We start from the raw sequence: 23,716 nt of genomic DNA, 5'->3' as shown, positions 1-23,716 counted from the left end.
TTGAAAAATTCGAGAAAATACGACAAAATAAGAATATAGATAAAATAATTTTGCAAACAAGGAGGACAAAATAATGGGAGATTGCATATTTTGTAAAATCGCAAATGGAGAGATTCCATCAGCAACACTTTATGAGGATGAGGAATTTCGCGTGATTCTGGATCTGGGACCGGCAAGCAAAGGACACTCATTGATCCTGCCGAAAAAGCATGCAGCGAATATTTATGAACTTCCGGATGAGACTGCTGGAAAAGCAATGATCCTGGCTAAAAAAATGGCAGGAAAGCTGAGAGATGCACTGAACTGTGATGGATTTAATGTTGTGCAGAACAATGGAGAGATCGCAGGACAGACTGTGTTTCATTTTCACATGCATCTGATTCCGAGATATGAGGGAGATGGTGTTGGTTTAACCTGGAAACCCGGAGAACTCAGCGATGAGGTGAGAGATGAAATCTTAAAGAAAATTAAAGAATGACAAATAGCCACTAAAGAGGAAAAATGAATAATCAGACATTTGAAGAGTTTTATCTTAAATACCGAAAAATATCCAGAGGGTATGCGTATGGGGTTCTCCATGACTGGAGTACTGCTGATGATGTCAGTCAGGATGTACTTTACAAAATGTATACTATAAAGGATGGCCTGAATATTGATAATGAAAAGATGATGTTTTCTCTGATCAAGAGGGCATCTATGAATAAGGCTTTGGATTATATAAAGAAATCAAGCTCCAAGCATGAGTTTGTCTGTCAGGAAGAAGTTGCGGCATTTCTGGAAGAACAGAATTCGGTCGATGCGGAAGAGGTATTTCTGCGTAAAGAGAAGAAAGAATTTATGTATATGGTGCTGAGAAGATTTCGAAAGGAACAGCCGATAAATTATGAGATCTTAATTCAGGTCAAATATCTGGAGATTTCCGTTGAAACAGTTGCAGAAGAATATGGTCTGACGAAAAGTGGTGTCAATAACAGGATATATAAAGCGAAGCGCTGGCTGCAGGAAGAATTTCGCAAAGTATACGAATAAAAGAAAACCCTGCCAGCCCGGAAGGGAGTGGCAGAGTTTTCATATGGCTGTTGTGGAAATATAGTCAGGCTCTGGCGCATTCTTCAATAAGATCAGTGATCTTACTGATGGAATCTACCTGGCCGTTTCCTGCCATAGCATCTGTATATTTTTGACGATCGGTATAGAGCTGGCGGATGGTTTCCAGAAGCTTTTCTTCTGTAATCTCCTCTTCTTCCAGCACTTTACTGAAGCCCTGGCGTTCGAAGGATCGAGCGTTAAGGATCTGGTCACCACGACTGGCTTTGGCAGAAAGCGGGATCAGAAGATTTGGCTTATGAAGTTCGCGGATCTCACAGATTGCGTTAGCGCCTGCGCGGGAGATCACGATATCAGCCATGGCAAACAGATCCGGAAGCTCGTCCTGGATATATTCATACTGGACGTATCCGGCAGTACCGTTGAGAGATTCATCGGTTTTTCCCTTTCCGCAGAGATGAACAACCTGGAATTCCTTCAGAAGTTCAGGGAGGATCTTGCGGACATTATCATTGACAGAAGCAGCTCCCAGACTACCACCGATAACCATAAGTACCGGTTTGTCAGCAGTGAAACCACAGAATTTACGACCGTTTTCCGCATTTCCGGAAAGAAGTTCCTGGCGGATCGGAGTTCCTGTAAGAACTGCTTTGTCAGCTGGAAGATTGGCGACTGTCTCAGGAAAATTACAGCAGATTCTGGATGCAGAAGAGAGACAGAGTTTATTGGCAAGACCTGGAGTCATGTCGGACTCGTGGATCAATGCGGGGATTTTTAAACGTTTGGCCGCGATCACAACGGGAACCGTAACGAAACCGCCTTTAGAAAAAACAACGTCCGGTTTCAGTTCTTTCAGAATCTTTCTGGCCTGGCTGAATCCCTTCAGTACACGAAAAGGGTCAGAGAAGTTTTTGAGATCGAAGTAACGTCTCAGCTTTCCGGATGAGATTCCATAATATGGGATTCCAAGTTCTTCGATCAGTTTTTTTTCGATTCCTTCGTAGGAACCGATGTAGGAAATCTTATAACCAAGCTCCCTGAGCTTTGGAATCAGGGCAATATTTGGAGTTACATGTCCGGCAGTACCACCGCCGGTAAGTACGATGTGTTTCATTTGGATTCCTCCTGAATAGTCATATACTATCATTAAATATGAACTCTAACGGAGGAATTGTCAAGGAAAGATAGGATTACAGGAGAAAAATAATGGAAAATTTCAGGGATGCCGAACTGAAAAAATGGTTGGCAGAAGAATATGAAAAAGAAACCGAAGAGATGGAAAAAATCCTGTTTCCAGATGGAGTGATTCCTGATGATGGAGAAACAGAAGAGGAGGCAAAGGCTGCTTATCAGAGGCTTGTAGAAAAACTGAAAGCAGATGGTGTTTACAAAGAAGACGAAACTGACAGTATTAAAACTGATGATCATAAAGAGAATGTAAAAATCGTTTATCTGCCCGAAAAGAAAAGTCATAAAGCAGCTCGCGTAGCGGCAGCAGTACTTGTATGCTCAGCCGGTATCTTCGCCGCAAGCATGACCAGCCAGGCAAACAGGAGTTATTTTATTGATTCTGTGAGGTATTGGTTTGGGGATGATACGAAGATTGTGGTAGATAATGATAGAACGAATGAGAAAGAATGTGAAGATGAGCAGACAGCGTTAGATAATATTGAAAAAGAGATTAGTGCAAAAGTTCCACAATTTATGTATCGTCCAGATGGTTTTGAGTTTAAAGATTATTATGTGAGTACTTCGGCGGGATATGCAGTAATGGAATATTATTATGGGGAAAATATAATAATGGTATATATAGGAAGATATGATCAAGAAGCTAAAAGCAGTGTTTATATTTTAGATGGGAAAGTAATTGATAAGGTAAATCTTGAGAATGAAAATATTACAGTAAATATTGAAAAAGTAAAAGATGATGCAGATACAAATGAAAATTATGTAGCATGTTGGAAAGATGAATCGATATTTTATCAGATTACAGGTAAAATGCAAAAAGAGGAATTTATAAAATTTATAAAAAATATAGTTTTCTAAAGCGATTATGGAGAATATATATCGTAATATTATTGTAATGGAAGTTTAGCGGTGAAAAGGTGATACATGAAAGAGAAAATAAAGAAAACAATAATGGCGGTATTTTTAGTATTCTGTTGTTGTATGTTGCTGGGAATTCCTGTAATGGCAGAAAACTTATCAGATGATTTTTCAGTAGAAACCGATACGGATGCAGATTATGCAGAAGATACAACCTATAGCGTATTACGTGGAAATAATTTAAATTTGGGAAATTTAAGTATTAAGAAATTAGCTAGCAATAAAGTGATTATTTCTGGTCTTACGCAGTGTCATCACTCTTGCGATATAGTTTATTTAAACATGTATTTAGAACGAAAAGTTAATGGTACTTATTCAACATATAAAAGTTGGAGTTTTACAAAAAAAAATGCAACTAATTTAGTTAAAGATATTACAGTAATCGTGCCAAGCGGTTATTACTACCGTGTACGAGGCTATCACGCAGCTAAAGATGGCAGTAAAGAATCAACCACAACCTTAACCAAGGGTATTCTTGTAAAATAATAAATCAACAAAATAACACACCCCCCAGCGATGCCACTCAAAAAAATAAAAAATCCAGTAAACTTTACATTACCTTCGCTGGGGAATGTCTAAAAATTCTGAATAATATCAAAAAATCTAAAAAAATCCCCTTTAAAAAAGAAACATATTTCACAAAAAGACTGTCAAAAATCATATATTTCGTGTATAATAAATACAATAATAAACTGTTAATAAACAGAAAGTTGATTATTTCTTCTTAAAATTGTATATCACCGCATTTCTGTATGATCGGATATCACAGAGAGAGCCTTCGGGTTTTGATATGGAAATTTCAGAGTGTGGGACGGAAAAGGGGGCTTGTGCATGAAGATAACATTTATCGGTGCTACGCATGAGGTGACTGGAAGCTGTTATTATCTGGAAGCGGCAGGACGGAAGTTTCTGGTGGATTATGGAATGGAGCAGGGACCGGATTATTATGAAAATAAGGAGCTTCCGGTGGCTCCGGGTGATCTGGATTTTGTGCTTCTGACACATGCACACATGGATCATTCCGGAAATCTTCCGGCCTTGTATGCAAAAGGCTATCAGGGGCCGATCTATGCGACAGAGGCAACTTGTAATCTCTGCGATATCATGCTTCGTGACAGCGCACATATCCAGATGTTCGAGGCTGAGTGGAGAAACCGAAAGGGGCGGAGAGAAGGAAAACCGGAATTTATTCCTGCATACACTATGGAAGATGCCATGGGTGTGCTCCGGAACTTCGTCAGATGCCCATATGATAAGATCATCAAACCGGCAGAGGGAATCGAAGTAAGATTTGTGGATGCAGGACATCTTCTTGGCTCCAGCAGTATTGAAGTCTGGATGACGGAAGAGGACAAAACAGAAAAGATCGTTTTTTCCGGCGATATCGGAAATATCAATCAGCCGCTGATCAGGGATCCGGTATATATCCGAGAGGCAGATTATGTTGTGATGGAATCTACCTACGGAGACCGCAGTCATGGAGAACGTCCGGATTATCCGGCAATACTGGCAGAGATCATCCAGAGGACCTTTGACAGAGGCGGCAGTTTGGTGATCCCGTCCTTTGCAGTAGGCCGTACTCAGGAAATGCTGTATTTTATCCGACAGATCAAAGAACAGGGACTGGTTCACGGCCATGATGGTTTTACGGTATATGTAGACAGTCCCCTTGCCAATGAGGCAACTACGATCTTCAGTGAGAATGCATATACCTGCTATGATGAGGAAGCAATGGATCTTTTGAATAAAGGTATCAATCCGTTATCCTTCCCGGGATTGAAGACCTCCGTTACTACCGATGATTCCAGAGCTATCAATTTTGATGAGGACTGCAAGGTGATCATTTCCGCCAGTGGTATGTGTGATGCTGGTCGTATCAAACATCATCTGAAACACAATCTGTGGAATCCCAGAAATACCATTCTTTTTGTTGGATACCAGGCTATCGGAACTCCGGGACGGGCATTATTGGAAGGTGCTGTGGAGCTGAAGTTGTTTGGTGAGACTGTGCAGGTAGCTGCTGAAATATGCAAAATGCCGGGAATCAGCGGTCATGCTGATGTAAACGGACTTATAGAATGGGCGAAAGCCTTTGACACGAGACCAAAACACGTATTTGTTACGCATGGTGATGATACGGTGACGGAGATTTTTGCCCAGAGGCTTAAAGAAGAGCTTGGGTATGATGCAACAGCACCCTTTAGTGGAACTGAATATGATCTTCTGGAGAACCGGTGTATCCATGAGGCTGTTGGTGTTCGGATCGTAAAGGCAACTGCTTCGCCGAAAACAACTAAGGCTGCCCGTGCATATGAGAAGCTGCTGGCTATGGGACGTCGCCTGATGTCCGTGATCCGGAAGAATGAAGGCTGCCCCAATAAAGATCTGGATCGTTTTGCAAGAGATATCCAGTCACTGTGTGACAAGTGGGACAGAACAGATATTTAACCGGATAACAAAGATAACATTGAAACAATTATTTTGTCAAATCATCATAAAATCACCCTGCGGAAATTTTTCGCAGGGTGATGATAAATCCGATATACAAAATAAGATTATGTGAGATCAGCCTTCGTTCAATGCCTGGCGGATGGCTTTTGCAAGCTGATCCGGACATGAAGTTGGTTTGAATCCGCAGCGGATGCCTTCCAGACGGGAGATCACTTCATCTGCATCCATTCCCTCTGCAAGCTGTGCAACACCCTGTGTGTTTCCGGAACATCCGCCTGTAAACTTGATATTGTGAACTTTTTTATTATCGTCGATCTCGAACTCAATTCCCTGAGCACAGACGCCTTTTGTCTTATAAACCATTCTGGTTACCTCCTGTTCTGTTTATTTATCGATTATAGCATCTCTCAAAAAAAGTTTCCATAAAAAATAAAATTTGTTATAATGAACAATGTAGAAAAAGAAAAAGATACTGCTGAACGGAAAAAACTGTGAAATTCAGCGGGATATCATATTGAAAGAGAGGATTTACAGATCATGAAATGTGTTGGAATCATAGGAGCAATGGAACAGGAAGTAGCAAGACTGAAAGAGGTTATGGAGAATGTATCCATTACTACCAGAGCCGGAATGGATTTTTATGAGGGTGTTCTGGAAGGAAAGAAGGTAGTTGTGGTACAGTCCGGGATCGGTAAGGTAAATGCTGGCATGTGCACCCAGATCCTGGCAGATCTCTTTCAGGTGGAAGCGGTGATCAATACCGGTATCGCAGGAAGCCTTAACAATGATATCAATATTGGAGATATCGTACTTTCCACAGATGTTCTTCATCATGATATGGATGCAACCGGATTCGGATATCCGAAGGGACAGATCCCGCAGATGAAAGAGTTTTCCTTCCAGGCAGATGAGTGCCTTCGTAAGATCGCACATGATGTATGCGAGGAAGTAAATCCGGAGATCAGGGTTTTTGAAGGAAGAATTGCTTCCGGAGATCAGTTTGTATGTGATCAGGGTGTAAAAGATAATATTGTAAAGGAATTCAGCGCCTATGCTGTTGAGATGGAGGGCGCAGCGATCGGACAGGCAGCAGCTCTTAACGGGATTCCATTCCTGATCATCCGTGCTATCTCAGATAAAGCAGATAATAGTGCGAACATGGATTATCCGGCTTTTGAAAAGCTTGCAATTGAGCACAGCGTACGTCTGACCCAGGGAATGCTGAAACGGATGGCCTGATCGGAACTTTGGAGGGAACCGTCATTTTTCTTCTGCATATACTGTAAGAGATAGCAGAGAGAGGACAGCAGAAGAGTTATGATCTATCCAGATTTTTATCCGTTTTATGCTACACAGGGAAGTCCTGGTTTTTATAATGAAGAGAGAGAACAGGAAAAGGAATTTGATCTGATGAGATCATACTATCCGGATACAGCCCGAAGGATCCAGGAAAAAGCGGAAGCACAGTGTCAGCTTTTGGATTATGAGGGAAGCCGGCTGTATGATGAATATCCGGATCGTTTCATGCTCTATCACATCTGTCACCAGGTGAAAGGACAGATGGAAGGAGATACCAGTGTACAGGAGATTCCAGGAGGGTTCCTGGATGATCTGATCGAAGTGCTGGTGTATCAGGAGATTTCCAGACGAAGATGCAGGAGGAGAAGGTGCAGAAAATGTTTCCGCACTGAGTATTAAAATGGCGGTTTACCCATGAACGATACAGTGATACTGGCAGAAGCGACCAAAACTGGTTCGCACAACATCTGTCCATATACAATAAAACAAAAAGTGAATATAATGGAAGTATGATGAAAACAATAAGGGAATTTTTAGAAGAACAGATTAATGAACAGCTGATACAGGCTGTTGTCAGTGGCCGCAGGACTGGCGAGGGACCTTCCAAGGTGAAGCTTCGTCCTGTGGAGCTGAAGGGTCAGATTTTTTACCAGGCGTCCATGACAGAAGGGACGAAGGTTTATCATAAGAATTTTACCAGGGAAGAGATGATCGCTTATCTGGAGCATGCCATGGAGGAATTTCGTCAGCTTCAGGCAACCGGACGCAGTCAGGATGGAAGTATCCTTATCAGCAAGAAAGGGAAAGCAACCATCAAAACAAAACAACACGGGCCTGCACAGAATGAGAAGATAAAGATCGCTCCTCATAACCGGGTGAAACAGTACATTCTCAGAGAGGGAACGGCAGCTCCGTTTCTGGTGGATCTGGGAGTTATGACAAAGGATGGAAAGATCGTTGCTTCCAGATATGACAAGTTCAGACAGATCAATCGCTTTCTGGAGTTTATCAGGGATATCCTTCCGAAGCTTCCTAAGGACAGAGAGATCACGATCCTGGATTTTGGCTGCGGAAAATCCTATCTTACTTTTGCTATGTATTATTATCTCAGAGAACTGGAGGGTTTTGATGTAAACATCATAGGGCTGGATCTTAAGGAAGATGTGATACGGCATTGCAGTGAATTGGCCAGATCTTATGGTTATGACAAGCTGCATTTTTACCAGGGAGATATTGCAGGGTACGAAGGCGTTTCTTCTGTGGACATGGTGGTGACACTTCATGCCTGCGATACAGCAACAGATTTCGCTCTGGCCAAGGCAGTGGAATGGGGGGCTCAGGTGATCCTGTCTGTTCCATGCTGTCAGCATGAACTGAATCGTCAGATCCGAAACGAAATGCTCCAGCCTGTTATGCGTTATGGGATCCTGAAGGAAAGAATGGCAGCTCTGATCACAGATGGTCTTCGTGCTGAGCTTCTGGAAAGCAAAGGATATGAAACCCAGCTTCTTGAATTTATCGATATGGAACATACACCAAAGAATATTCTGATCCGCGCAGTAAAAACCGGAAAGAAAAAGAGCAGGGACAGTTTTTCGGATACCATGAAGGCTCTTCATGTGGCTCCTACCCTGGATAGGCTTCTTTATCCGGAAGAGTCAGCCTCACAGAAGGGAGAATGACATGATGAAGATCCTACGTAAGGGAGTGATACTGCTGGTGATCTTTGTGGCAGTAGTAGCCGGGACCTCATTTCTGATGAACAGTCAGTCTACAGATAACCGCTCAGATATGAACGATGCCACACTTCCGGAGGTTATGGTAAAGATCGGAAGTACCCAGGCAAATAAGATGTATGGATACAAACAGCAGATGCAGACCGATTTCATGAGAGGAAGTATTACTCCGCTGGATACGACCAAAAAAGTGTCTTTTGAGATCAACCCATATGCTGATACAGTAACAGGGCTTGCTTATGAGGTACGGACTTCAGACGGAAGCAAGGTTATGGAGAACCGTAAGATCAAGAATCTCACGAAAGAGGACAACGGCTGTTTAAGTACAGAGATTGAGATCGGCAGTGACCTTCGCATGAACCAGGAGTATTCCATGCAGATCACGCTGGATACCAGTGAGGGGGAAGTTTACTACTATACAAGAGTGGTTTCCAGAACCCAGTTGAATACAGAAGCGTATCTTCAGTTTGTCAAGGATTTTTCCACAAAGTGTCTGGACAAGGAACAGGCAGATACGCTGACCGGATATCTGGAAGCGGAGGATATTTCCGGCGGAACGAATTACAATAATATTTCCATCAGTTCTGGACTTTCCAATATCAGCTGGGGATCCCTTTCTCCGAAGCTCTACATGGAAGGAGTTCCGCTGATCGATGATATCAATGAAACGACTGCAAGTATCACGCTGGATTATCAGGTTTCCGCACAGGATGATGAGGGTAAAACCGAAATTTATGATGTTACGGAATTTTACCGTATGCGTTATACAGAAACAAGGATCATGCTGCTGGATTTTAAACGTTCTGCAACGAAGGTATTTGATCCGTCTCAGAAGGTAGTTTCCGATGCAGGCCTGCTTCTGGGTGTCCGTGACAAGAATGTCACCTATGCTTCAGACAGCAGTGGAAAGATCGTTGCTTTTGAGCAGGATGGGGATCTCTGGTCTTATGCACCGTCCAGCGGAAAGATCACAAGGATCTTCAGCTTCCGCAAAGAGGAAGATAACGATTCCAGATATGTGCGCAACGAACATGATATCAAGATCATCCGAGTGGCAGATAACGGGGATGTGGACTTTGTATTGTACGGTTACATGAACCGTGGTGTTCACGAGGGATACAGCGGTGTCTGTGTTTATCACTACAACAGCGACCGTAATGTGGTGGAAGAAAAAGTATTCATACCAAGTACAGAATCCTACGAGTTCCTGAAGGAAGATCTTGGAACACTCACTTATGTAAACAAAAACAATCAGCTGTTTCTGCTGTTTGCACAGAAGCTGTATCAGGTAGATATTGAGACAGGAACCTCACAGGTTCTGGAAGAAGGAATCAAACAGAACCATTTTGTTGTGTCAGATACCAAGGCACATGCAGCATGGCTGATCGAATCCGGAGATGATGCAGGGAAGATCCGGGAAATTGAATTTGATTCTCTGAAAACAAGAGATATTTCGCCGGAAAGCAGAAAAAATCTGAGAGCTCTGGGATTTATGAATGAAGATCTGGTATATGGGATCCTTTCCGATGAAGATATTCTTACGGATGCCAACGGACATGAAACAGAGGGAATCAGTACCTTCCGCATTGAAAGCTTTAAAGGAAAGGTGAAAAAAGAGTATCGTCAGGATGGCCTTTATATCACCAACGTAACGGTTGGCAGTACCATGATGGAGTTTGAACTTTCTGCAAAATCGGGGAATGCTTATACAGTCCAGAAAAAGGACAATATCATGAATAACAAAAAAGCATCCGGAAGCCAGATAGATGTAGCATTGATCACTACAAACCGTGCAGGAACGCTGATCCGCCTGACCATGACTCAGAAACCGGAGACAGACAGTCCGCTGCTTGTTTGTTCCAAGATCGAGAGTACTGAAGACTCATCGGTAACATTGGATACTACCGTTCCACAGGGAGAACTTTATTATGTTTATGCATATGGTTCTCTTGACCGTATCTATACCGATCCGGCTGCAGCTGTGAAACGCGCGGATGCGCAGACTGGAGTGGTACTTAACCGTGCGCAGCAGTATGTCTGGGAACGTGGAAACAAAAAAACAAAGCTCCAGATGAATATAGAGGATGTACCGGAAAGTATACGTACAGCCAACTGGAAGAAAAAAGAACTTCAGGATAGCCTTGGTGATATGGGAACGGTGATCGATCTGACCGGCTGCACTCTTGACAATGTTCTTTATGAGGTCAGTGCCCAGAGACCGGTGATCGCCAAGACAGGAGAAAATTCCAGTGTGGTGATCGTAGGCTATGATGAATATAATACCTATCTTTATGATCCGGCAACAGGGCAGATCAGCCCGTATGGAATGAATGACAGTACAGCGCTGTTTGAGAGTGCCGGAAATGTATTTCTCACCTATATAGAAAACGTCATAGAGTGATGCTTACAGAGCAGGCCGGATGAAGGCCATGGGGTTACAGCAGGATGGCAAGACGGGAGTTCCCGTTTGGCATAAATCGGAAAACAGGAAAAAAGTTCCTGTTTTCCGGGAAAAGCGCGACAGGAAAGGGGAAAAATCAATGTTAAGTGAAAGTATTAAAAAACTGGTACAGTATGGGGTGGAGAGTGGTATTACTCCAGAATGCGAAAGAATTTATGCAACCAATCTTCTTCTGGATGCCTTTGGGGAAAGCGAATATACAGAACCGGAGACAGAGTATGCTAAAATCAATCTTGAGGAGACTTTGAACGAACTTCTTGATGAGGCTGTAAAGAGGGGCATCATCGAGGACAGTATTGTGTACAGAGATCTCTTTGATACAAAACTGATGAACTGTCTGATGCCGCGTCCTGCCCAGGTGCAGAGAGAATTCTGGGATGCTTATAAAGAAGATCCGGAAAAAGCCACAGATTATTTTTATAAGCTGAGTCAGGACAGTAACTATATCAGACGTTATCGCGTAAAAAAAGATCAGAAATGGACAGTAGACAGCGAATATGGCAAGATCGATATCACGATCAACCTGTCCAAGCCGGAAAAAGACCCAAAGGCTATCGCAGCTGCCAAGCTGGTAAAATCCAGCAGCTATCCAAAATGTCTGCTTTGTCCGGAAAATGAAGGCTATGCAGGAAGAGTCAATCATCCGGCAAGGGAGAACCACAGGATCATCCCGATTACCATCAATGACAGTCCATGGGGCTTCCAGTACTCTCCATATGTTTACTACAATGAACATTGTATCGTATTTAACAGTCAGCATACTCCGATGAAGATCGAGAGAAATACATTTATCAAGCTGTTTGATTTTGTAAAGCTGTTCCCACATTATTTCCTTGGCTCCAATGCGGATCTTCCAATCGTAGGAGGTTCTATCCTCAGCCACGATCATTTCCAGGGCGGGCATTATACCTTTGCCATGGCGAAGGCAGAGATTGAAAAGCATGTGACGATCCCGGGATACGAAGATGTGGAAGCCGGCATTGTAAAATGGCCTCTTTCCGTACTGCGTATCCGCAGTAAAGACGAGACGAGACTGATCGATCTGGCAACACATGTACTGGCAGGCTGGAGAGGATATACGGATGAGGCTGCATTTATCTTTGCAGAAACAGACGGAGAGCCGCATAACACCATCACACCGATCGCACGTAAAGTGGGAGATACCTTTGAACTGGATCTGACATTACGTAACAATATCACAACAGAGGAGCATCCGCTGGGGGTTTATCATCCGCATGCATGCTATCATCATATCAAGAAAGAGAATATCGGTCTTATCGAAGTTATGGGACTCGCTGTTCTTCCGGCACGTCTGAAAGAAGAGCTGGAGCTTCTTGAAGAATACATTTTAAGCGGCAGGGACATCGCTTCCAATGAGAAAATCGAGAAACATGCTGCATGGGTTGCAGAATTTCTGCCAAAATATGAGAAACTTGATAAAGATAATATCCAGGAAGTCCTTCGCAGGGAAGTGGGCAATGTATTTGTTCATGTACTGGAGGATGCCGGTGTTTATAAATGCACACCAGAGGGCAGGGATGCATTTATGAGATTTATCAATACTCTGTAAAAAAGTACGGAGGCACCCGGGGATGGATATGTATTTCAGGAGGAGTTTGTTTATATGAAAAACAGGGAAAAAACCGGAAAGGCCTTTCGGATAAAATGGCTTTTGCTGGCACTTGTGGCAGCTGCACTGATCTTTGTGCCGGCTGCATCGCATAAGGTGTCGGCGGCGAAGCTTGTTTATACCGTTAAGTTCAATAATAATTCAGGTACCAGCAAAAGTAAGACGTATACCGCACTGACACGGAACGTGACATTAAATACTACGATCCGGCTTCCGGCAGTACCCAAGGCTGTGGGATATCAGAATCTCGGATGGACCACACGGAAGGGGAGCAGTAAGGTGGTATATAAAGCAGGTGCCAGCGTAAAGGTCAGAAAAGATATGACTTTGTATGCGGTCCGCAGAAAGAGTAAGTATTATACCGTAAACTTCTATCTTGGAAATGGAAGCACCAATTCCGCATATAAGAAGCTGCAGAAAAAAGTAGAAGAGGGTACATATTACACATTGCCTGCAGTTCCATCCAGATCGGGATATGTAAATCTTGGCTGGTCAACAGCAAAGAACGGCAAGGCATCTACTGCAAAAAAAGTAGGAACGAAGATTAAAATCTCCGGTAATATCAGATACTATTCCGTACAGATGCAGTCAGTAAAGGTAAATCTCCGCAAGGCAAACGGAACCGTATGGAAGACAGTAACACTTGGAAAGGGCGGTTACCTTAAGCTCCCATCTGTATCCAATGCGACAGGTTATACGTTTATGGGCTGGTCTAAGACCAGACAGACCGGTTCTTCCACAGATCCGGATTATGAAGCCGGTGAACTTCTGCGGATCAACAAAAACACCAATCTGTATGCGACGGTATTTAACCGTGCACTGGAGAAGGACATCAGTTCCGATGAGATGGCTCATCCGGCTATCGGTATGATGTACAGTAAGGTCATTTTTGTGGGAGATTCCCGTACTGCAGGAATACAGGCGACACTGAAAAAACAGATGAGCAGTTCTGTAACAAATGGGGTTTCTTTTGTTGCAAACCCAGGAAAGGGCTTGAGCTGGTTCCGGGATACAGGATATGCACAGCTTATAGAAGAAATCGACAAAACAGAAGGTTCCAAACCGATCGCCGTTATCTTTAATCTGGGTGTCAATGACCTGGGAAATGCAGGCAATTATGTCAGCTATATGACCAGTATCGCATCCACATTGAAAAGTAAGAACTGTAAGCTCTTTTACATGTCTGTAAACCCGATCAACAGTACCATGATCACAAAAGCAGGAAGAGGCGCCCGTACAGAGGCACAGGTAAGAGAATTCAACAGCAAGATCCGTTCCGGTCTTTCTCTGGATTACAAGTACATCGATATGTACAGCGTACTTATGAAAAAAGGCTACGGGACCAATGCTTCCTACAATGGCACAGACGCTGACAGTGATGACGGACTTCACTACACAACAAAGACATTCAAGAGGATCTACTATTACTGCATTACTTATCTCAACACAGGAAGTATCAACGCATCTTATTATTAATGGTATAACAGACAGAAAAAATCCCGTCTGCCGGAGACATTCCGCCAGGCGGGATTTTTCTGTCCGGCGGCCCGCTATTTTTCTGTCCGACAGGGCAATTACTCCTTGCACGAACCATGAGAATAGTCTATACTTAATTCGATACGGACGTTTGGAGGTCCGCAGGGACGTGTGATCCTGAATATGAGGAATGAGGTATAGATTATGAAACTGACAACAGTGAAAGAGATTTACAGAAACCGTGAACAGTATCTCGACAAAGAGATCACCGTAGGTGGATGGGTACGAAGTGTTCGTGATTCCAAGGCGTTTGGATTCATCGTACTTCATGATGGAAGCTTTTTTGAAACTCTTCAGATCGTATATCACGATAACATGGAGAATTTCGCAGAGGTTTCCAAGCTGAACGTTGGAGCAGCCATCATTGTTAAGGGAACGCTGGTAGCTACCCCTCAGGCGAAGCAGCCATTTGAGATCCAGGCAACAGAGATATCTGTAGAGGGAGCTTCCGCACCGGATTATCCACTTCAGAAGAAGAGACACAGTCTTGAATACTTAAGGACCATGACACATTTAAGACCGAGAACAAATACTTTTCAGGCTGTATTTCGTGTACGTTCTCTTTGTGCATATGCGATCCATAAATTTTTCCAGGAGAGAGGCTTTGTCTATGTGCATACACCGCTGATCACAGGAAGTGACTGTGAAGGTGCAGGAGAGATGTTCCAGGTAACAACACTGGATCCGAAGAATATTCCGCTGACAGAGGATGGAAGTGTTGATTATTCACAGGATTTCTTCGGAAAGGAGACAAACCTTACCGTAAGCGGACAGCTGAACGGAGAGACTTATGCACAGGCATTCCGCAATATCTACACATTCGGACCGACCTTCCGTGCTGAGAATTCCAACACTACCCGTCATGCAGCTGAGTTCTGGATGATCGAGCCTGAGTGTGCGTTTGCAGACCTTCAGGACGCTATGGAGCTTGCAGAGGCTATGCTGAAATACGTGATCCGTTATGTCTTTGAGAATGCACCGGAGGAAATGAACTTCTTCAATTCCTTCATTGACAAGGGGCTTCTTGACAGACTGAACCATGTGCTTAATTCTGAATTTGCGCATGTGACCTATACAGAGGCTGTTGAGATCCTTGAGAAGAACAATGACAAATTTGATTACAAGGTATTCTGGGGATGTGATCTTCAGACAGAGCATGAGCGCTATCTGACAGAGCAGGTCTACAAGAGACCGGTATTTGTTACAGATTATCCGAAGGAGATCAAGGCATTCTACATGAAACTCAACGAGGATGGAAAGACAGTTGCGGCTATGGACTGTCTGGTGCCGGGAATCGGAGAGATCATTGGAGGAAGCCAGAGAGAGGATGACTACGACAAGCTGAAAACACGTATGGATGAGCTGGGTCTGAAACCGGAGGATTACGATTTCTATCTGGATCTTCGTAAATATGGTTCCACACGTCATTCCGGCTTTGGTCTTGGATTTGAGAGATGTGTCATGTACCTTACAGGTATGGGTAACATCCGTGACGTGATCCCATTCCCGAGAACTGTAAAGAACTGCGATCTTTGATCAGAACACTTTTGCACAGCAGGACGTTCTGTGCTCCTGAGATCAGAGAACAGCAGAGAAAAATTGGCAACAGGTATTGATATGTGTGACTGACACACAAGGGAGAACATTATGAGATTTATTCATCTTGCAGACGTGCATCTGGGCGCGGTTCCCGACAGGGGCTGCCCGTGGAGCAAAGAGCGGGAGGAAGAAATCTGGAGCACTTTCCGCCGGGTTATTGCGGGCATCCGCGAAGATCCGGTGGATTTGCTATTTATATCCGGAGATCTGTTCCACCGCCAGCCTCTTATGAGAGAGCTTAAGGAAGTAAATTATCTGTTTTCCACCATCCCGGATACCAGGGTGTATCTGATGGCAGGAAATCATGATTTTATAAGCAGAGATTCTTTTTATAATACGTTTGAGTGGAATTCCAATGTTATATTTTTCAGGAGCAGGGAACTGACCTGCGTTAAAGATCCCAGGCTTGATGTCTATGTATATGGACTGAGTTACTATGACCGGGAAATAAAAGACGGACTTTATGATCAGGCTGTCCCTGTCCAGAAAGAAGGAATCCATATTCTGCTGGCTCATGGCGGCGATGAGAAGCATATTCCTCTCAGTGCAGCAGCTCTGGCGGCGTCAGGCTTCGATTATGTGGCGTTAGGGCATATCCACAAGCCGCAGATCCTGATCCGTGACCAGGCGGCCTTTTCCGGGGCTCTGGAGCCCATTGACAGGAATGATACAGGGGAACATGGATATATGGAGGGACGACTGATCAACGGAAGGATCCGTACAGAGTTCGTTCCCTTTGCCTGTCGTTCCTATCAGCAGCTGGTAATGACACTTCACGAGGAAACTACACAGATATCTCTGGAAGAAGCGGTAAAATCCCAGATTTTCCGCAGAGGAGGAAGGAATATCTACAGGATCGTTCTTCAGGGAATGCGTTCGCCGGATCTTCTTCTGATCCCTGAGAAACTGAAAAGTCTTGGAAATGTTACCGATGTTGTGGATGAATCCTGGCCGGCGTATGATCTTGGTGAGCTCTACAAACGCTACAGCGGTACTCTGATCGGTGATTATATCGGCTATTTTCTGGCCAAAAAGGGTATGGATACCGTGGAAAAAAAGGCGCTGTATTATGGGCTTCAGGCATTGCTTGAGACAGGCAGCCGGCGATAAAGGGGCAGCACAGGAGGATAGCATAAGATGGTTATCAGACGTTTAAAAATAAAAAATTTCGGGAAGATCCGGGACAAGGATATGGAGCTTTCACCTGGGATCAACGTACTTTACGGTGAAAATGAGAGTGGAAAAACTACCACACATACATTTATCCGCTCCATGTTTTACGGCGTTCGCAGACTGCGGGGAAAGGCTGCTCTGAACGATACATATACAAAATATGAACCATGGGAAAATCCGGCAGAATATGGTGGGATCATGTGGTTTACAAGTAAGGGGAAGAAGTATCGTCTTACCAGGAATTTTTATAAAGAAAAGAAGCTGGGAGAGCTTCTCTGTGAAGATGATGGCAGTCTTGTGGATGCGGAACAGGGAGCTCTTGGGACTATTCTGGAAAATGTAAGTGAGGCAGTTTATGATAATACGGTGTCTGTGGCACAGCTGAAAAGCGTTACAGGAAAAGATCTCGTACGTGAACTGCAGAATTACATGGCCAGTTATCAGGGAACCGGTGACAGTTCCATTGACATGGGACGAGCCATGCAGATGCTGAAAATGTCCAGAAAAGGATATCTGACAGAAGCGGCCCGGCGAAAAAAAGATCTGGAAAAGGAAAAAGAAAAGATTTCCGCAAACATGGAATATATCCGTAGAGAGATCCGTGAACTGGATGAGAAGCGTGACCGGATCATGCAGCAGCAGGACGGGATGAACATAGGGACCAGAGAACGGAGTACAGAGGATCTTCTTGAGCTTCGGATCGATCGTGTAAAAAGAAGGCGGGAGCTGACAGATGCAGTTCTGGCAGTTGTGCTGCTTGGTGGGATTGCCGGTACCGGCTGCCTGGCAGCTTTTTCCGGGCAGGTCATTTTCAGTGTTCTGGCAGGCGTGGCAACTGCGGCGATTTCTGTAGCGGCATTGTTTTTTCGCATACGGCTCAGCAGGGAGCTGAATAAGAGAGAACGTCAGAGAGAGCGCTGGCATTCCAGACATGAAGAGCTGACCTGGAACCGGAACAGTCTGGACAGTGACTACGAAGAGAAGCATACAGCGCTGGAGAACCTGCAGGCAGAGTTGACGGAATGTGAAGAAAACACAGAAGTGATCACTCCGGAGGAAACGGAGATTCAGGCGCTGAATATGGCTATGGAGACGATTGAGGCACTTTCCGGAAACATTACGGATCAGATAGGGGTCCGTCTGAAAAAACGTACATCTGAGATATTAAGTGAGATCACCGGTGGCAGATACCAGGAGGTTCTGATGGATGAGGCACTGCATATGTCTGTGAACACAGGGGAGCGTATCGTATCCATTGAGAGACTGAGCCGCGGGACACTGGAGCAGATTTATTTTGCCCTTCGTATGGCAGCAGGAGAGCTTTTCTGCAAAGAGGAACCGTTCCCTGTGATCCTGGATGATGTATTTGGCATGTATGATGAAGAACGTCTTGCAGCGGCTCTCAGGTGGCTGCATAAAGAAAACAGACAGGTGATCATAAGTACCTGCCATAAAAGAGAAATGGAGATCCTGGATAAAGAGAGGATTCCCTATCAGAAGCTTCCTATGTGAGCTTTTGCAGGAAGATTTCAGCATAAAGATCAAAAGCAAAGCAGACAGCAGATGCGGATCATGGATATCCGTCTGTTACAGAAATATAAAGCGGCTGCGCTTTCTGAGAAACTGTTATATCGTTCTCAGAAGGTGCAGCCGCTTTGCGTGCGTTATGATTTATTTATTTCTCATGCTGGCTCATGTAATTTGTTACGCAGCGTTTGATTCTGTCTACCGGATTCAGAAGGTGGCTGACAGAGGTATCATGGTTCAGCGTATCAATGATCAGAGCAATATATTTACTCATATCGCAGCTGATGTAGTATGGCTTCTCAAGAAGCTCCGGTGACTGATAAACCAGGTTAGTAGTAAGGAGCTTGTCGAAGTAGCCCTTCTTGTAAGCATCGTCAAATTTATCAAGCCCATCGGTAAAGAATCCGAAGGTAGAGCAGATGTAAACTCTGCCTGCTCCTTTCTCTTTCAGGAGAGACGCGATCTTAATGATCGTATCACCGGAGGAGATCATATCATCGATCAGGATCATATCCTTGCCCTCGATCTTTGGTCCGAGGAATTCATATGCTGCGATCGGATGACGGCCGTTTACATATTTTGAGTAATCCAGACGTTTATAGTACATACCCATATCAACACCGAGGACATTGGCGAGATAGATCGCACGGTTCATGCTTCCTTCGTCCGGGCTGATCGTCATGAAATGATCCTTGTCGATATGAAGTCCCTTTTCATTATTAAGAAGAGCCTTGATGAACTGGTAGGATGGCTGTACAGTCTCAAAACCATGAAGAGGAGTCGCATTCTGTACACGGGAATCATGTGCATCAAAGGTGATGATATTCTCAACACCCATATCGATCAGCTCATGAAGTGCATTGGCACAGTCAAGAGACTCTCTTCCGACACGTTTGTCCTGGCGACTCTCATAGAGATATGGCATGATCACGTTGACTCTGCGGGCTTTTCCGCCTACAGCGGCGATAACACGCTTCATATCCTGGAAATGATCATCCGGGGACATAAGATTCGTGTAAGGTCCGATCGGATAGGATAAGCTGTAATTTGTCACATCTACCATTACGTAGATATCATCACCGCGGACAGATTCGTTGATGGTGCATTTACCCTCACCGGAGCCGAAACGTGGAGTCTTGGCGTCAATAATGTAAGAATCGCGCTTGTATCCCTCGAATGCAAAGGAGTCCATTCCAGGATACTGTCTTTCGGCACGCCATTTGACCAGCCAGTCATTCACCTTCGCGCCTAATGAGCTGCAGCTCTGAAGGGGAATCAGTCCAAGTCTTCCTACCGGGAGTGTGGAAAAATCTTTTGTATTTACCTGTGCCATTTTAATTTCCTCCTAAAAATATTTTCTGTATACGGATGTCTTTCCCGATCAACGATATCATCTGATAGTTGCTGGCAATTCGGGAAAATGTTCTCTCGGAATAGGTATCCGAGAAATTTTTGAGCGTCAGATTCGTGGAAATGATCGTGGATTTCCTGCGCATGATCCGCTCATTGAGACAGAGAAAAAGCTGTGAAGATACGAAACTGTTGGTAAGCTCCGTTCCCAGGTCATCAATGATCAGAAGATCACAGTCATAGATCAGTTCCTCGTCTGTGCCGGTATCTTTTCGGGAAAAAGAATTCGCAGCCATCATATCAAAAAGATCGTAGGCGGAAAAGTACAGGACACAGTGGGTGGATCTGAGAAGCTCTCGGGCGATGCAGTGTGAAAGAAAGGTTTTTCCCACACCGGTATCACCATATAAAAACAGGTTTTCAAATTTATGGTCGAAGTTCTGCACAAAGCGCTGTGCAGTGTCATAGGCCCGTCTGGCTGTTTCCAGGGCAGACAGTCCCGTGGCTTCGTTTTTTATTGTAGCAGAATAATAGTCAAATGAAAAGCTGTCAAAATTCTCTTTTTCGAGAATTTCATTCAGATTGGACTGTGCATAAAGCAGTTCGATCTCAGCTTTTTTAAAACAGGTGCATTTTCGGCTGCCGATATAGCCGGTATCCTGACAGTCAGGGCAGGTGTAAGGCATCTCCAGATAGTCTCCGGGAAAGCCGTTTGCAACAAGAAGGGTGATCCGTTCATCGGAAAGCTCCTGGATGGCTGCCTTCAGATCCGAAGTTCCCTTTTCTTCGCCGTTTAAAAGGCGACGGACTTTGTCAGCACTTAAAGTTGCCACCTCGTCATCAATCTCTTTCAGACGGGGGATCTTTCCGTAGGCTTCGGCTGTGTGCTCCTCCAGAATACGGTGGTTCTGTGCCTGCCGGCGGCTGTATTCTCTCATTATAGTATCATATTGAAAATTCTGTAAAGGCATAAAGCGCTCCTTCCAGGTTCTGTTACTGATTATTTAAAAGACGTTTCTCATATTCCGCAAAATCATAATCACGCTGGTGGAAATTATTGAAGCGGTTGCTATTCTGAGGCTGAGTCTGGGGCTGCTTCTTCCTGGAAACGGATTTCTCAAGCTGGCGTTTTTTGTGTGCGGCATCCAGAAGCCGGATATCCTCCAGCGTATGTACGTTTTTCTTTTTCCAGCCGGAGAGGATCTTATCTGCATATTGGAAACTGGGCTGTCCGGTGGAAAGGACAGTACGGCTACAGGCTTCCTGGATCAGCTCCAGATCAAAACCGTAGGTCTTGCGCCAGGTATCAATGTAAGTGATCTCGTTATCAACAGGATTGCGGCCGCTGATCCCCATAGCCTTCAGGATCGTGTAATAATCCTTGGAAAAACGGGAGCTGGCATCCCGGGCCATCTCGACGGTGGTGATGCCGTCTTTTGCCCAGGCGAGTGCAACAGTTTCAATATAACGCATACTCTTGCGGCCTCTGGAAACACAGTATTCCACCAGATATTCGATGAGATCCGCAGACATATGGAGTTCATCATAGAAAAAAAGGATCTTCTGCATTTCTGTAGGCGTCAGTGTTTTGGTCAGATACTGCTCTGTGATATAGAGAAGCTGACTGATCTCTTCGTTTTGCTTAAGTTCTCTGATCCGGTCAGGAGTGAGACTGAGAATGTAATCAGCGGAGCTTGGGACTCCCGGATCCGTGTTCCCGGAAACGGAAGCAGAATTGCCGGAACCGGTGAAAGTATCCACGGAAGCGCTGCTCTCTCTATGACCGGTATCCGCAAAGGGTTCCAGCAAAGTGATCCCGGAAAGCTTCTGATCTGCAGTATAGGTTAATGCGATCAGTTTCTCACCTTCCCAGTATTTCAGCGCACGGGAAATATCTCTTTCCGTGCAGAAAAGGCTGTCTGCCATATGCTCCAGGCTGAAAGAAGAAGGAGCGGCAGATACCATCCGGAGAAGGTAGATATATACCTTTACGAACTCCCCGTTGGCACGAGGCATGAAATTGTCAATAAAGCGATTGGAAAGAATCGTTACCTCCAGTTCAGAGGAATTCTGAAGTGAAATCAGGCTCATGATCAGCAGCTCCCTTTCTAAAATACAGCAGATATTTCAGGTGATATCCCAAAGTCCGCCATGCTAAAAAGGATTATAGCACAACCGCTTTTACTTGAGAATAGTCTATTTTCACAGAAGTTGTGCACTAATTTCCATGTGGAAAATGTGGATAGTGTGGAAAACTTTGAGGATAACATTATCAGCAACTAACAAAAACCTTAATTTTGTAAGAAAAATGCGGTATTTGTTGAATTTGGCTGTTGAATTATGTCAAGTAGGTTATACACAAAAAAATCCACATGCCAGGCACGTCTGAAATGTGCATAAGCATGTGGATAATGTGGATAATTATTTTCCGAGAAGGTGTTCTCCAATATTTACAACGTCTCCGGCGCCCATAGTTATCAACAAATCACCATGTGCACAACTTTTTAAGAGGAAGCTCTCGATCTCATCAAAAGTCGGGAAATATTCGCAGGGGGTTCCAAGTTCCTGGATCTGTTTCTGGAGATCCTGGGAAGAAATACCAAGATTGTCTGTTTCACGTGCGGCATAAATATCAGCCAGTACAACATGATCGGCCAGAGTCAGCGCTTTTGCAAATTCCGGAAGAAGAGCTTTGGTACGTGTGTAGGTATGAGGCTGGAATACACACCATACCTTCTGATGCGGATAATTCTTTGCAGCATGAAGGGTTGCCTCGATCTCGGTTGGATGATGCGCGTAATCATCAATGATGGTAATACCGCCGATCTCACCTTTATACTGGAAACGACGGTCTGTACCGGTAAAGCTTCCGAGACCTTTGACGATCACATCATCCGGAAGGTCCAGAAGGCGTCCTACGGCAATGGCGGCCAGTGCATTGGATACGTTGTGGATACCCGGTACACGCAGATAATAGCTGCCGATCTTTTTGCCACGGAAGAGAACGGAGAAGGAAGGATGTCCGTATTTATCCCAGGTAATGTCTGCTGCGGTGTAATCGGCATCGTGCTCCAGACCATAGGTAAGAACATTGCATGGAAGCTCCCGGGTGATCGTCTCATACTCCGGTGTGTCGGCGTTGATGATCAGAGTGCCGTCAGCAGGGAGAAGCTCTGCAAATTTCCGGAAGGAATGGCGGATGTCATCGATGTCCTTGAAGAAATCCAGATGATCGGCATCCATGTTCAGGATCACACTGATCTTAGGGAAGAAGCTTAAAAAGCTGTTGGTGTATTCGCATGCCTCTGTGATAAAGGTCTCAGAATTTCCAACGCGGATGTTTCCGTGGATAGCAGGAAGGATTCCGCCAACACTGATGGTAGGATCACAGTCACCCTCAAGAAGGATATGGGAAACCATGGAAGTAGTAGTGGTTTTTCCGTGGGTTCCGGAAATTGCGATCGGTGTATCGTAGTTCCGCATGATCTGTCCCAGAAGCTCTGCGCGGGTGAGCATTGGAAGCCCTTTTTCTTTCGCACAGGCAAATTCCGGGTTGTCCGGGTGGATCGCTGCTGTATAGACAACCACATCTACATCATCCTTGATGTTGGAAGCGCGCTGTCCGTAATAGATCACAGCGCCACGTTCTTCCAGTGTGCGGGTCAGCGGGCTGGATTTGGCATCGGAACCGGAAATCCGGAAATTTTCTTCCAGAAGGATCTCGGCAAGGCCGCTCATGCTGATGCCTCCGATCCCGATGAAATGAATATGGAGCGGTTTATGAAAGTCTATCTGATACAT

At 44.6% G+C, this 23,716-nt stretch carries 20 protein-coding genes; 14 read left to right on the top strand and 6 right to left on the bottom strand.

Annotated features, from left to right (window positions below; genetic code table 11):
- Positions 1-73 precede the first annotated feature (73 nt).
- Positions 74-478, top strand: a complete 405-nt coding sequence (locus tag GPK58_RS02700) for an HIT family protein (RefSeq protein WP_015525628.1) — start codon at positions 74-76, stop codon at positions 476-478.
- A 23-nt stretch (positions 479-501) separates the two neighbouring features.
- Positions 502-1,029, top strand: coding sequence for an RNA polymerase sigma factor (locus tag GPK58_RS02695; RefSeq protein WP_144093376.1), 528 nt, complete (start codon positions 502-504; stop codon positions 1,027-1,029).
- Positions 1,030-1,093: 64 nt separating this feature from the next.
- Here the strand turns inward: GPK58_RS02695 and GPK58_RS02690 are convergent, their stop codons facing one another.
- Positions 1,094-2,161, bottom strand: coding sequence for an undecaprenyldiphospho-muramoylpentapeptide beta-N-acetylglucosaminyltransferase (locus tag GPK58_RS02690; RefSeq protein WP_092072263.1), 1,068 nt, complete (start codon positions 2,159-2,161; stop codon positions 1,094-1,096).
- A gap of 92 nt (positions 2,162-2,253) precedes the next feature.
- On the opposite strand from GPK58_RS02690, the gene GPK58_RS02685 reads away from it, so the two are divergent.
- From GPK58_RS02685 to GPK58_RS02675, 3 genes are all read left to right on the top strand, one after another.
- Positions 2,254-3,093, top strand: a complete 840-nt coding sequence (locus GPK58_RS02685) for a DUF4367 domain-containing protein (RefSeq protein WP_215638147.1) — start codon at positions 2,254-2,256, stop codon at positions 3,091-3,093.
- Positions 3,094-3,159: 66 nt separating this feature from the next.
- Positions 3,160-3,639, top strand: coding sequence for a DUF6147 family protein (locus GPK58_RS02680; RefSeq protein WP_252195746.1), 480 nt, complete (start codon positions 3,160-3,162; stop codon positions 3,637-3,639).
- Between the two features lie 345 nt (positions 3,640-3,984).
- A complete protein-coding gene (locus tag GPK58_RS02675; protein ID WP_173732618.1) occupies positions 3,985-5,601 on the top strand; it encodes an MBL fold metallo-hydrolase RNA specificity domain-containing protein in 1,617 nt (538 codons plus the stop codon).
- Positions 5,602-5,718: 117 nt separating this feature from the next.
- Here GPK58_RS02675 and GPK58_RS02670 read toward each other — a convergent pair whose 3' ends face one another.
- A complete protein-coding gene (locus GPK58_RS02670; RefSeq protein ID WP_015525634.1) occupies positions 5,719-5,967 on the bottom strand; it encodes a TIGR03905 family TSCPD domain-containing protein in 249 nt (82 codons plus the stop codon).
- A 174-nt stretch (positions 5,968-6,141) separates the two neighbouring features.
- Here GPK58_RS02670 and GPK58_RS02665 point away from each other — a divergent pair, with 174 nt between their 5' ends.
- From GPK58_RS02665 to GPK58_RS02625, 9 genes are all read left to right on the top strand, one after another.
- Positions 6,142-6,843 carry a 5'-methylthioadenosine/adenosylhomocysteine nucleosidase gene (locus GPK58_RS02665; protein WP_015525635.1) on the top strand — a complete coding sequence of 234 codons (702 nt, stop codon included), beginning with the start codon at positions 6,142-6,144 and terminating at the stop codon, positions 6,841-6,843.
- 78 nt (positions 6,844-6,921) lie between these two features.
- Positions 6,922-7,302 carry a hypothetical protein gene (locus GPK58_RS02660; protein WP_021652849.1) on the top strand — a complete coding sequence of 127 codons (381 nt, stop codon included), beginning with the start codon at positions 6,922-6,924 and terminating at the stop codon, positions 7,300-7,302.
- Between the two features lie 113 nt (positions 7,303-7,415).
- Positions 7,416-8,585, top strand: a complete 1,170-nt coding sequence (locus GPK58_RS02655) for a class I SAM-dependent methyltransferase (protein ID WP_015525637.1) — start codon at positions 7,416-7,418, stop codon at positions 8,583-8,585.
- A gap of 1 nt (position 8,586) precedes the next feature.
- Positions 8,587-11,040 (top strand): C39 family peptidase, encoded by a 2,454-nt coding sequence (locus tag GPK58_RS02650; RefSeq protein WP_215638146.1) that lies wholly within the window; start codon positions 8,587-8,589, stop codon positions 11,038-11,040.
- A 139-nt stretch (positions 11,041-11,179) separates the two neighbouring features.
- On the top strand, positions 11,180-12,670 hold the full coding sequence (galT, locus tag GPK58_RS02645; protein WP_044962316.1) for a UDP-glucose--hexose-1-phosphate uridylyltransferase: 1,491 nt from the start codon (positions 11,180-11,182) through the stop codon (positions 12,668-12,670).
- A 54-nt stretch (positions 12,671-12,724) separates the two neighbouring features.
- Positions 12,725-14,206, top strand: coding sequence for an InlB B-repeat-containing protein (locus GPK58_RS02640; protein ID WP_215638145.1), 1,482 nt, complete (start codon positions 12,725-12,727; stop codon positions 14,204-14,206).
- Positions 14,207-14,410: 204 nt separating this feature from the next.
- A complete protein-coding gene (asnS, locus tag GPK58_RS02635; protein WP_015525643.1) occupies positions 14,411-15,802 on the top strand; it encodes an asparagine--tRNA ligase in 1,392 nt (463 codons plus the stop codon).
- A gap of 111 nt (positions 15,803-15,913) precedes the next feature.
- On the top strand, positions 15,914-16,975 hold the full coding sequence (locus GPK58_RS02630; protein WP_015525644.1) for a metallophosphoesterase family protein: 1,062 nt from the start codon (positions 15,914-15,916) through the stop codon (positions 16,973-16,975).
- A 27-nt stretch (positions 16,976-17,002) separates the two neighbouring features.
- On the top strand, positions 17,003-18,550 hold the full coding sequence (locus tag GPK58_RS02625; protein ID WP_215638144.1) for an ATP-binding protein: 1,548 nt from the start codon (positions 17,003-17,005) through the stop codon (positions 18,548-18,550).
- Between the two features lie 163 nt (positions 18,551-18,713).
- Here the strand turns inward: GPK58_RS02625 and GPK58_RS02620 are convergent, their stop codons facing one another.
- The 4 genes from GPK58_RS02620 to murC form a co-directional block, all read right to left on the bottom strand.
- Entirely contained in the window at positions 18,714-19,898 is a 1,185-nt protein-coding gene (locus tag GPK58_RS02620; protein ID WP_215638143.1) for a ribose-phosphate pyrophosphokinase, read from the bottom strand.
- A gap of 1 nt (position 19,899) precedes the next feature.
- Positions 19,900-20,886, bottom strand: a complete 987-nt coding sequence (locus tag GPK58_RS02615; RefSeq protein ID WP_015525647.1) for an ATP-binding protein — start codon at positions 20,884-20,886, stop codon at positions 19,900-19,902.
- Positions 20,887-20,908: 22 nt separating this feature from the next.
- Positions 20,909-22,006: a DnaD domain protein gene (locus GPK58_RS02610; protein WP_015525648.1), complete on the bottom strand. Its 1,098-nt coding sequence runs from the start codon at positions 22,004-22,006 to the stop codon at positions 20,909-20,911.
- Positions 22,007-22,336: 330 nt separating this feature from the next.
- Positions 22,337-23,716: a UDP-N-acetylmuramate--L-alanine ligase gene (gene murC, locus GPK58_RS02605; protein WP_021652856.1), complete on the bottom strand. Its 1,380-nt coding sequence runs from the start codon at positions 23,714-23,716 to the stop codon at positions 22,337-22,339.

Origin of the sequence: Blautia sp. MCC270, assembly GCF_018785605.1 — a bacterium.
In the GTDB taxonomy this organism is placed as follows: domain Bacteria; phylum Bacillota; class Clostridia; order Lachnospirales; family Lachnospiraceae; genus Blautia_A; species Blautia_A fusiformis.
Note: the sequence above shows the minus strand (reverse complement) of the source record. Positions and strands in the feature narration are given on the sequence as shown.

Bases quoted from the DNA above. Each gene is read 5' to 3' on its own strand.
- GPK58_RS02615 (WP_015525647.1), bottom strand. From the start codon at position 20,886: ATGCCTTTACAGAATTTTCAATATGATACTATAATGAGAGAATACAGC.
- GPK58_RS02650 (WP_215638146.1), top strand. From the start codon at position 8,587: ATGATGAAGATCCTACGTAAGGGAGTGATACTGCTGGTGATCTTTGTG.
- GPK58_RS02625 (WP_215638144.1), top strand. From the start codon at position 17,003: ATGGTTATCAGACGTTTAAAAATAAAAAATTTCGGGAAGATCCGGGAC.
- GPK58_RS02695 (WP_144093376.1), top strand. From the start codon at position 502: ATGAATAATCAGACATTTGAAGAGTTTTATCTTAAATACCGAAAAATA.
- asnS (WP_015525643.1), top strand. From the start codon at position 14,411: ATGAAACTGACAACAGTGAAAGAGATTTACAGAAACCGTGAACAGTAT.
- GPK58_RS02685 (WP_215638147.1), top strand. From the start codon at position 2,254: ATGGAAAATTTCAGGGATGCCGAACTGAAAAAATGGTTGGCAGAAGAA.
- GPK58_RS02620 (WP_215638143.1), bottom strand. From the start codon at position 19,898: ATGGCACAGGTAAATACAAAAGATTTTTCCACACTCCCGGTAGGAAGA.
- GPK58_RS02655 (WP_015525637.1), top strand. From the start codon at position 7,416: ATGAAAACAATAAGGGAATTTTTAGAAGAACAGATTAATGAACAGCTG.
- GPK58_RS02665 (WP_015525635.1), top strand. From the start codon at position 6,142: ATGAAATGTGTTGGAATCATAGGAGCAATGGAACAGGAAGTAGCAAGA.
- galT (WP_044962316.1), top strand. From the start codon at position 11,180: ATGTTAAGTGAAAGTATTAAAAAACTGGTACAGTATGGGGTGGAGAGT.
- murC (WP_021652856.1), bottom strand. From the start codon at position 23,716: ATGTATCAGATAGACTTTCATAAACCGCTCCATATTCATTTCATCGGG.
- GPK58_RS02670 (WP_015525634.1), bottom strand. From the start codon at position 5,967: ATGGTTTATAAGACAAAAGGCGTCTGTGCTCAGGGAATTGAGTTCGAG.
- GPK58_RS02700 (WP_015525628.1), top strand. From the start codon at position 74: ATGGGAGATTGCATATTTTGTAAAATCGCAAATGGAGAGATTCCATCA.
- GPK58_RS02680 (WP_252195746.1), top strand. From the start codon at position 3,160: ATGAAAGAGAAAATAAAGAAAACAATAATGGCGGTATTTTTAGTATTC.
- GPK58_RS02630 (WP_015525644.1), top strand. From the start codon at position 15,914: ATGAGATTTATTCATCTTGCAGACGTGCATCTGGGCGCGGTTCCCGAC.
- GPK58_RS02640 (WP_215638145.1), top strand. From the start codon at position 12,725: ATGAAAAACAGGGAAAAAACCGGAAAGGCCTTTCGGATAAAATGGCTT.
- GPK58_RS02660 (WP_021652849.1), top strand. From the start codon at position 6,922: ATGATCTATCCAGATTTTTATCCGTTTTATGCTACACAGGGAAGTCCT.
- GPK58_RS02675 (WP_173732618.1), top strand. From the start codon at position 3,985: ATGAAGATAACATTTATCGGTGCTACGCATGAGGTGACTGGAAGCTGT.
- GPK58_RS02690 (WP_092072263.1), bottom strand. From the start codon at position 2,161: ATGAAACACATCGTACTTACCGGCGGTGGTACTGCCGGACATGTAACT.
- GPK58_RS02610 (WP_015525648.1), bottom strand. From the start codon at position 22,006: ATGAGCCTGATTTCACTTCAGAATTCCTCTGAACTGGAGGTAACGATT.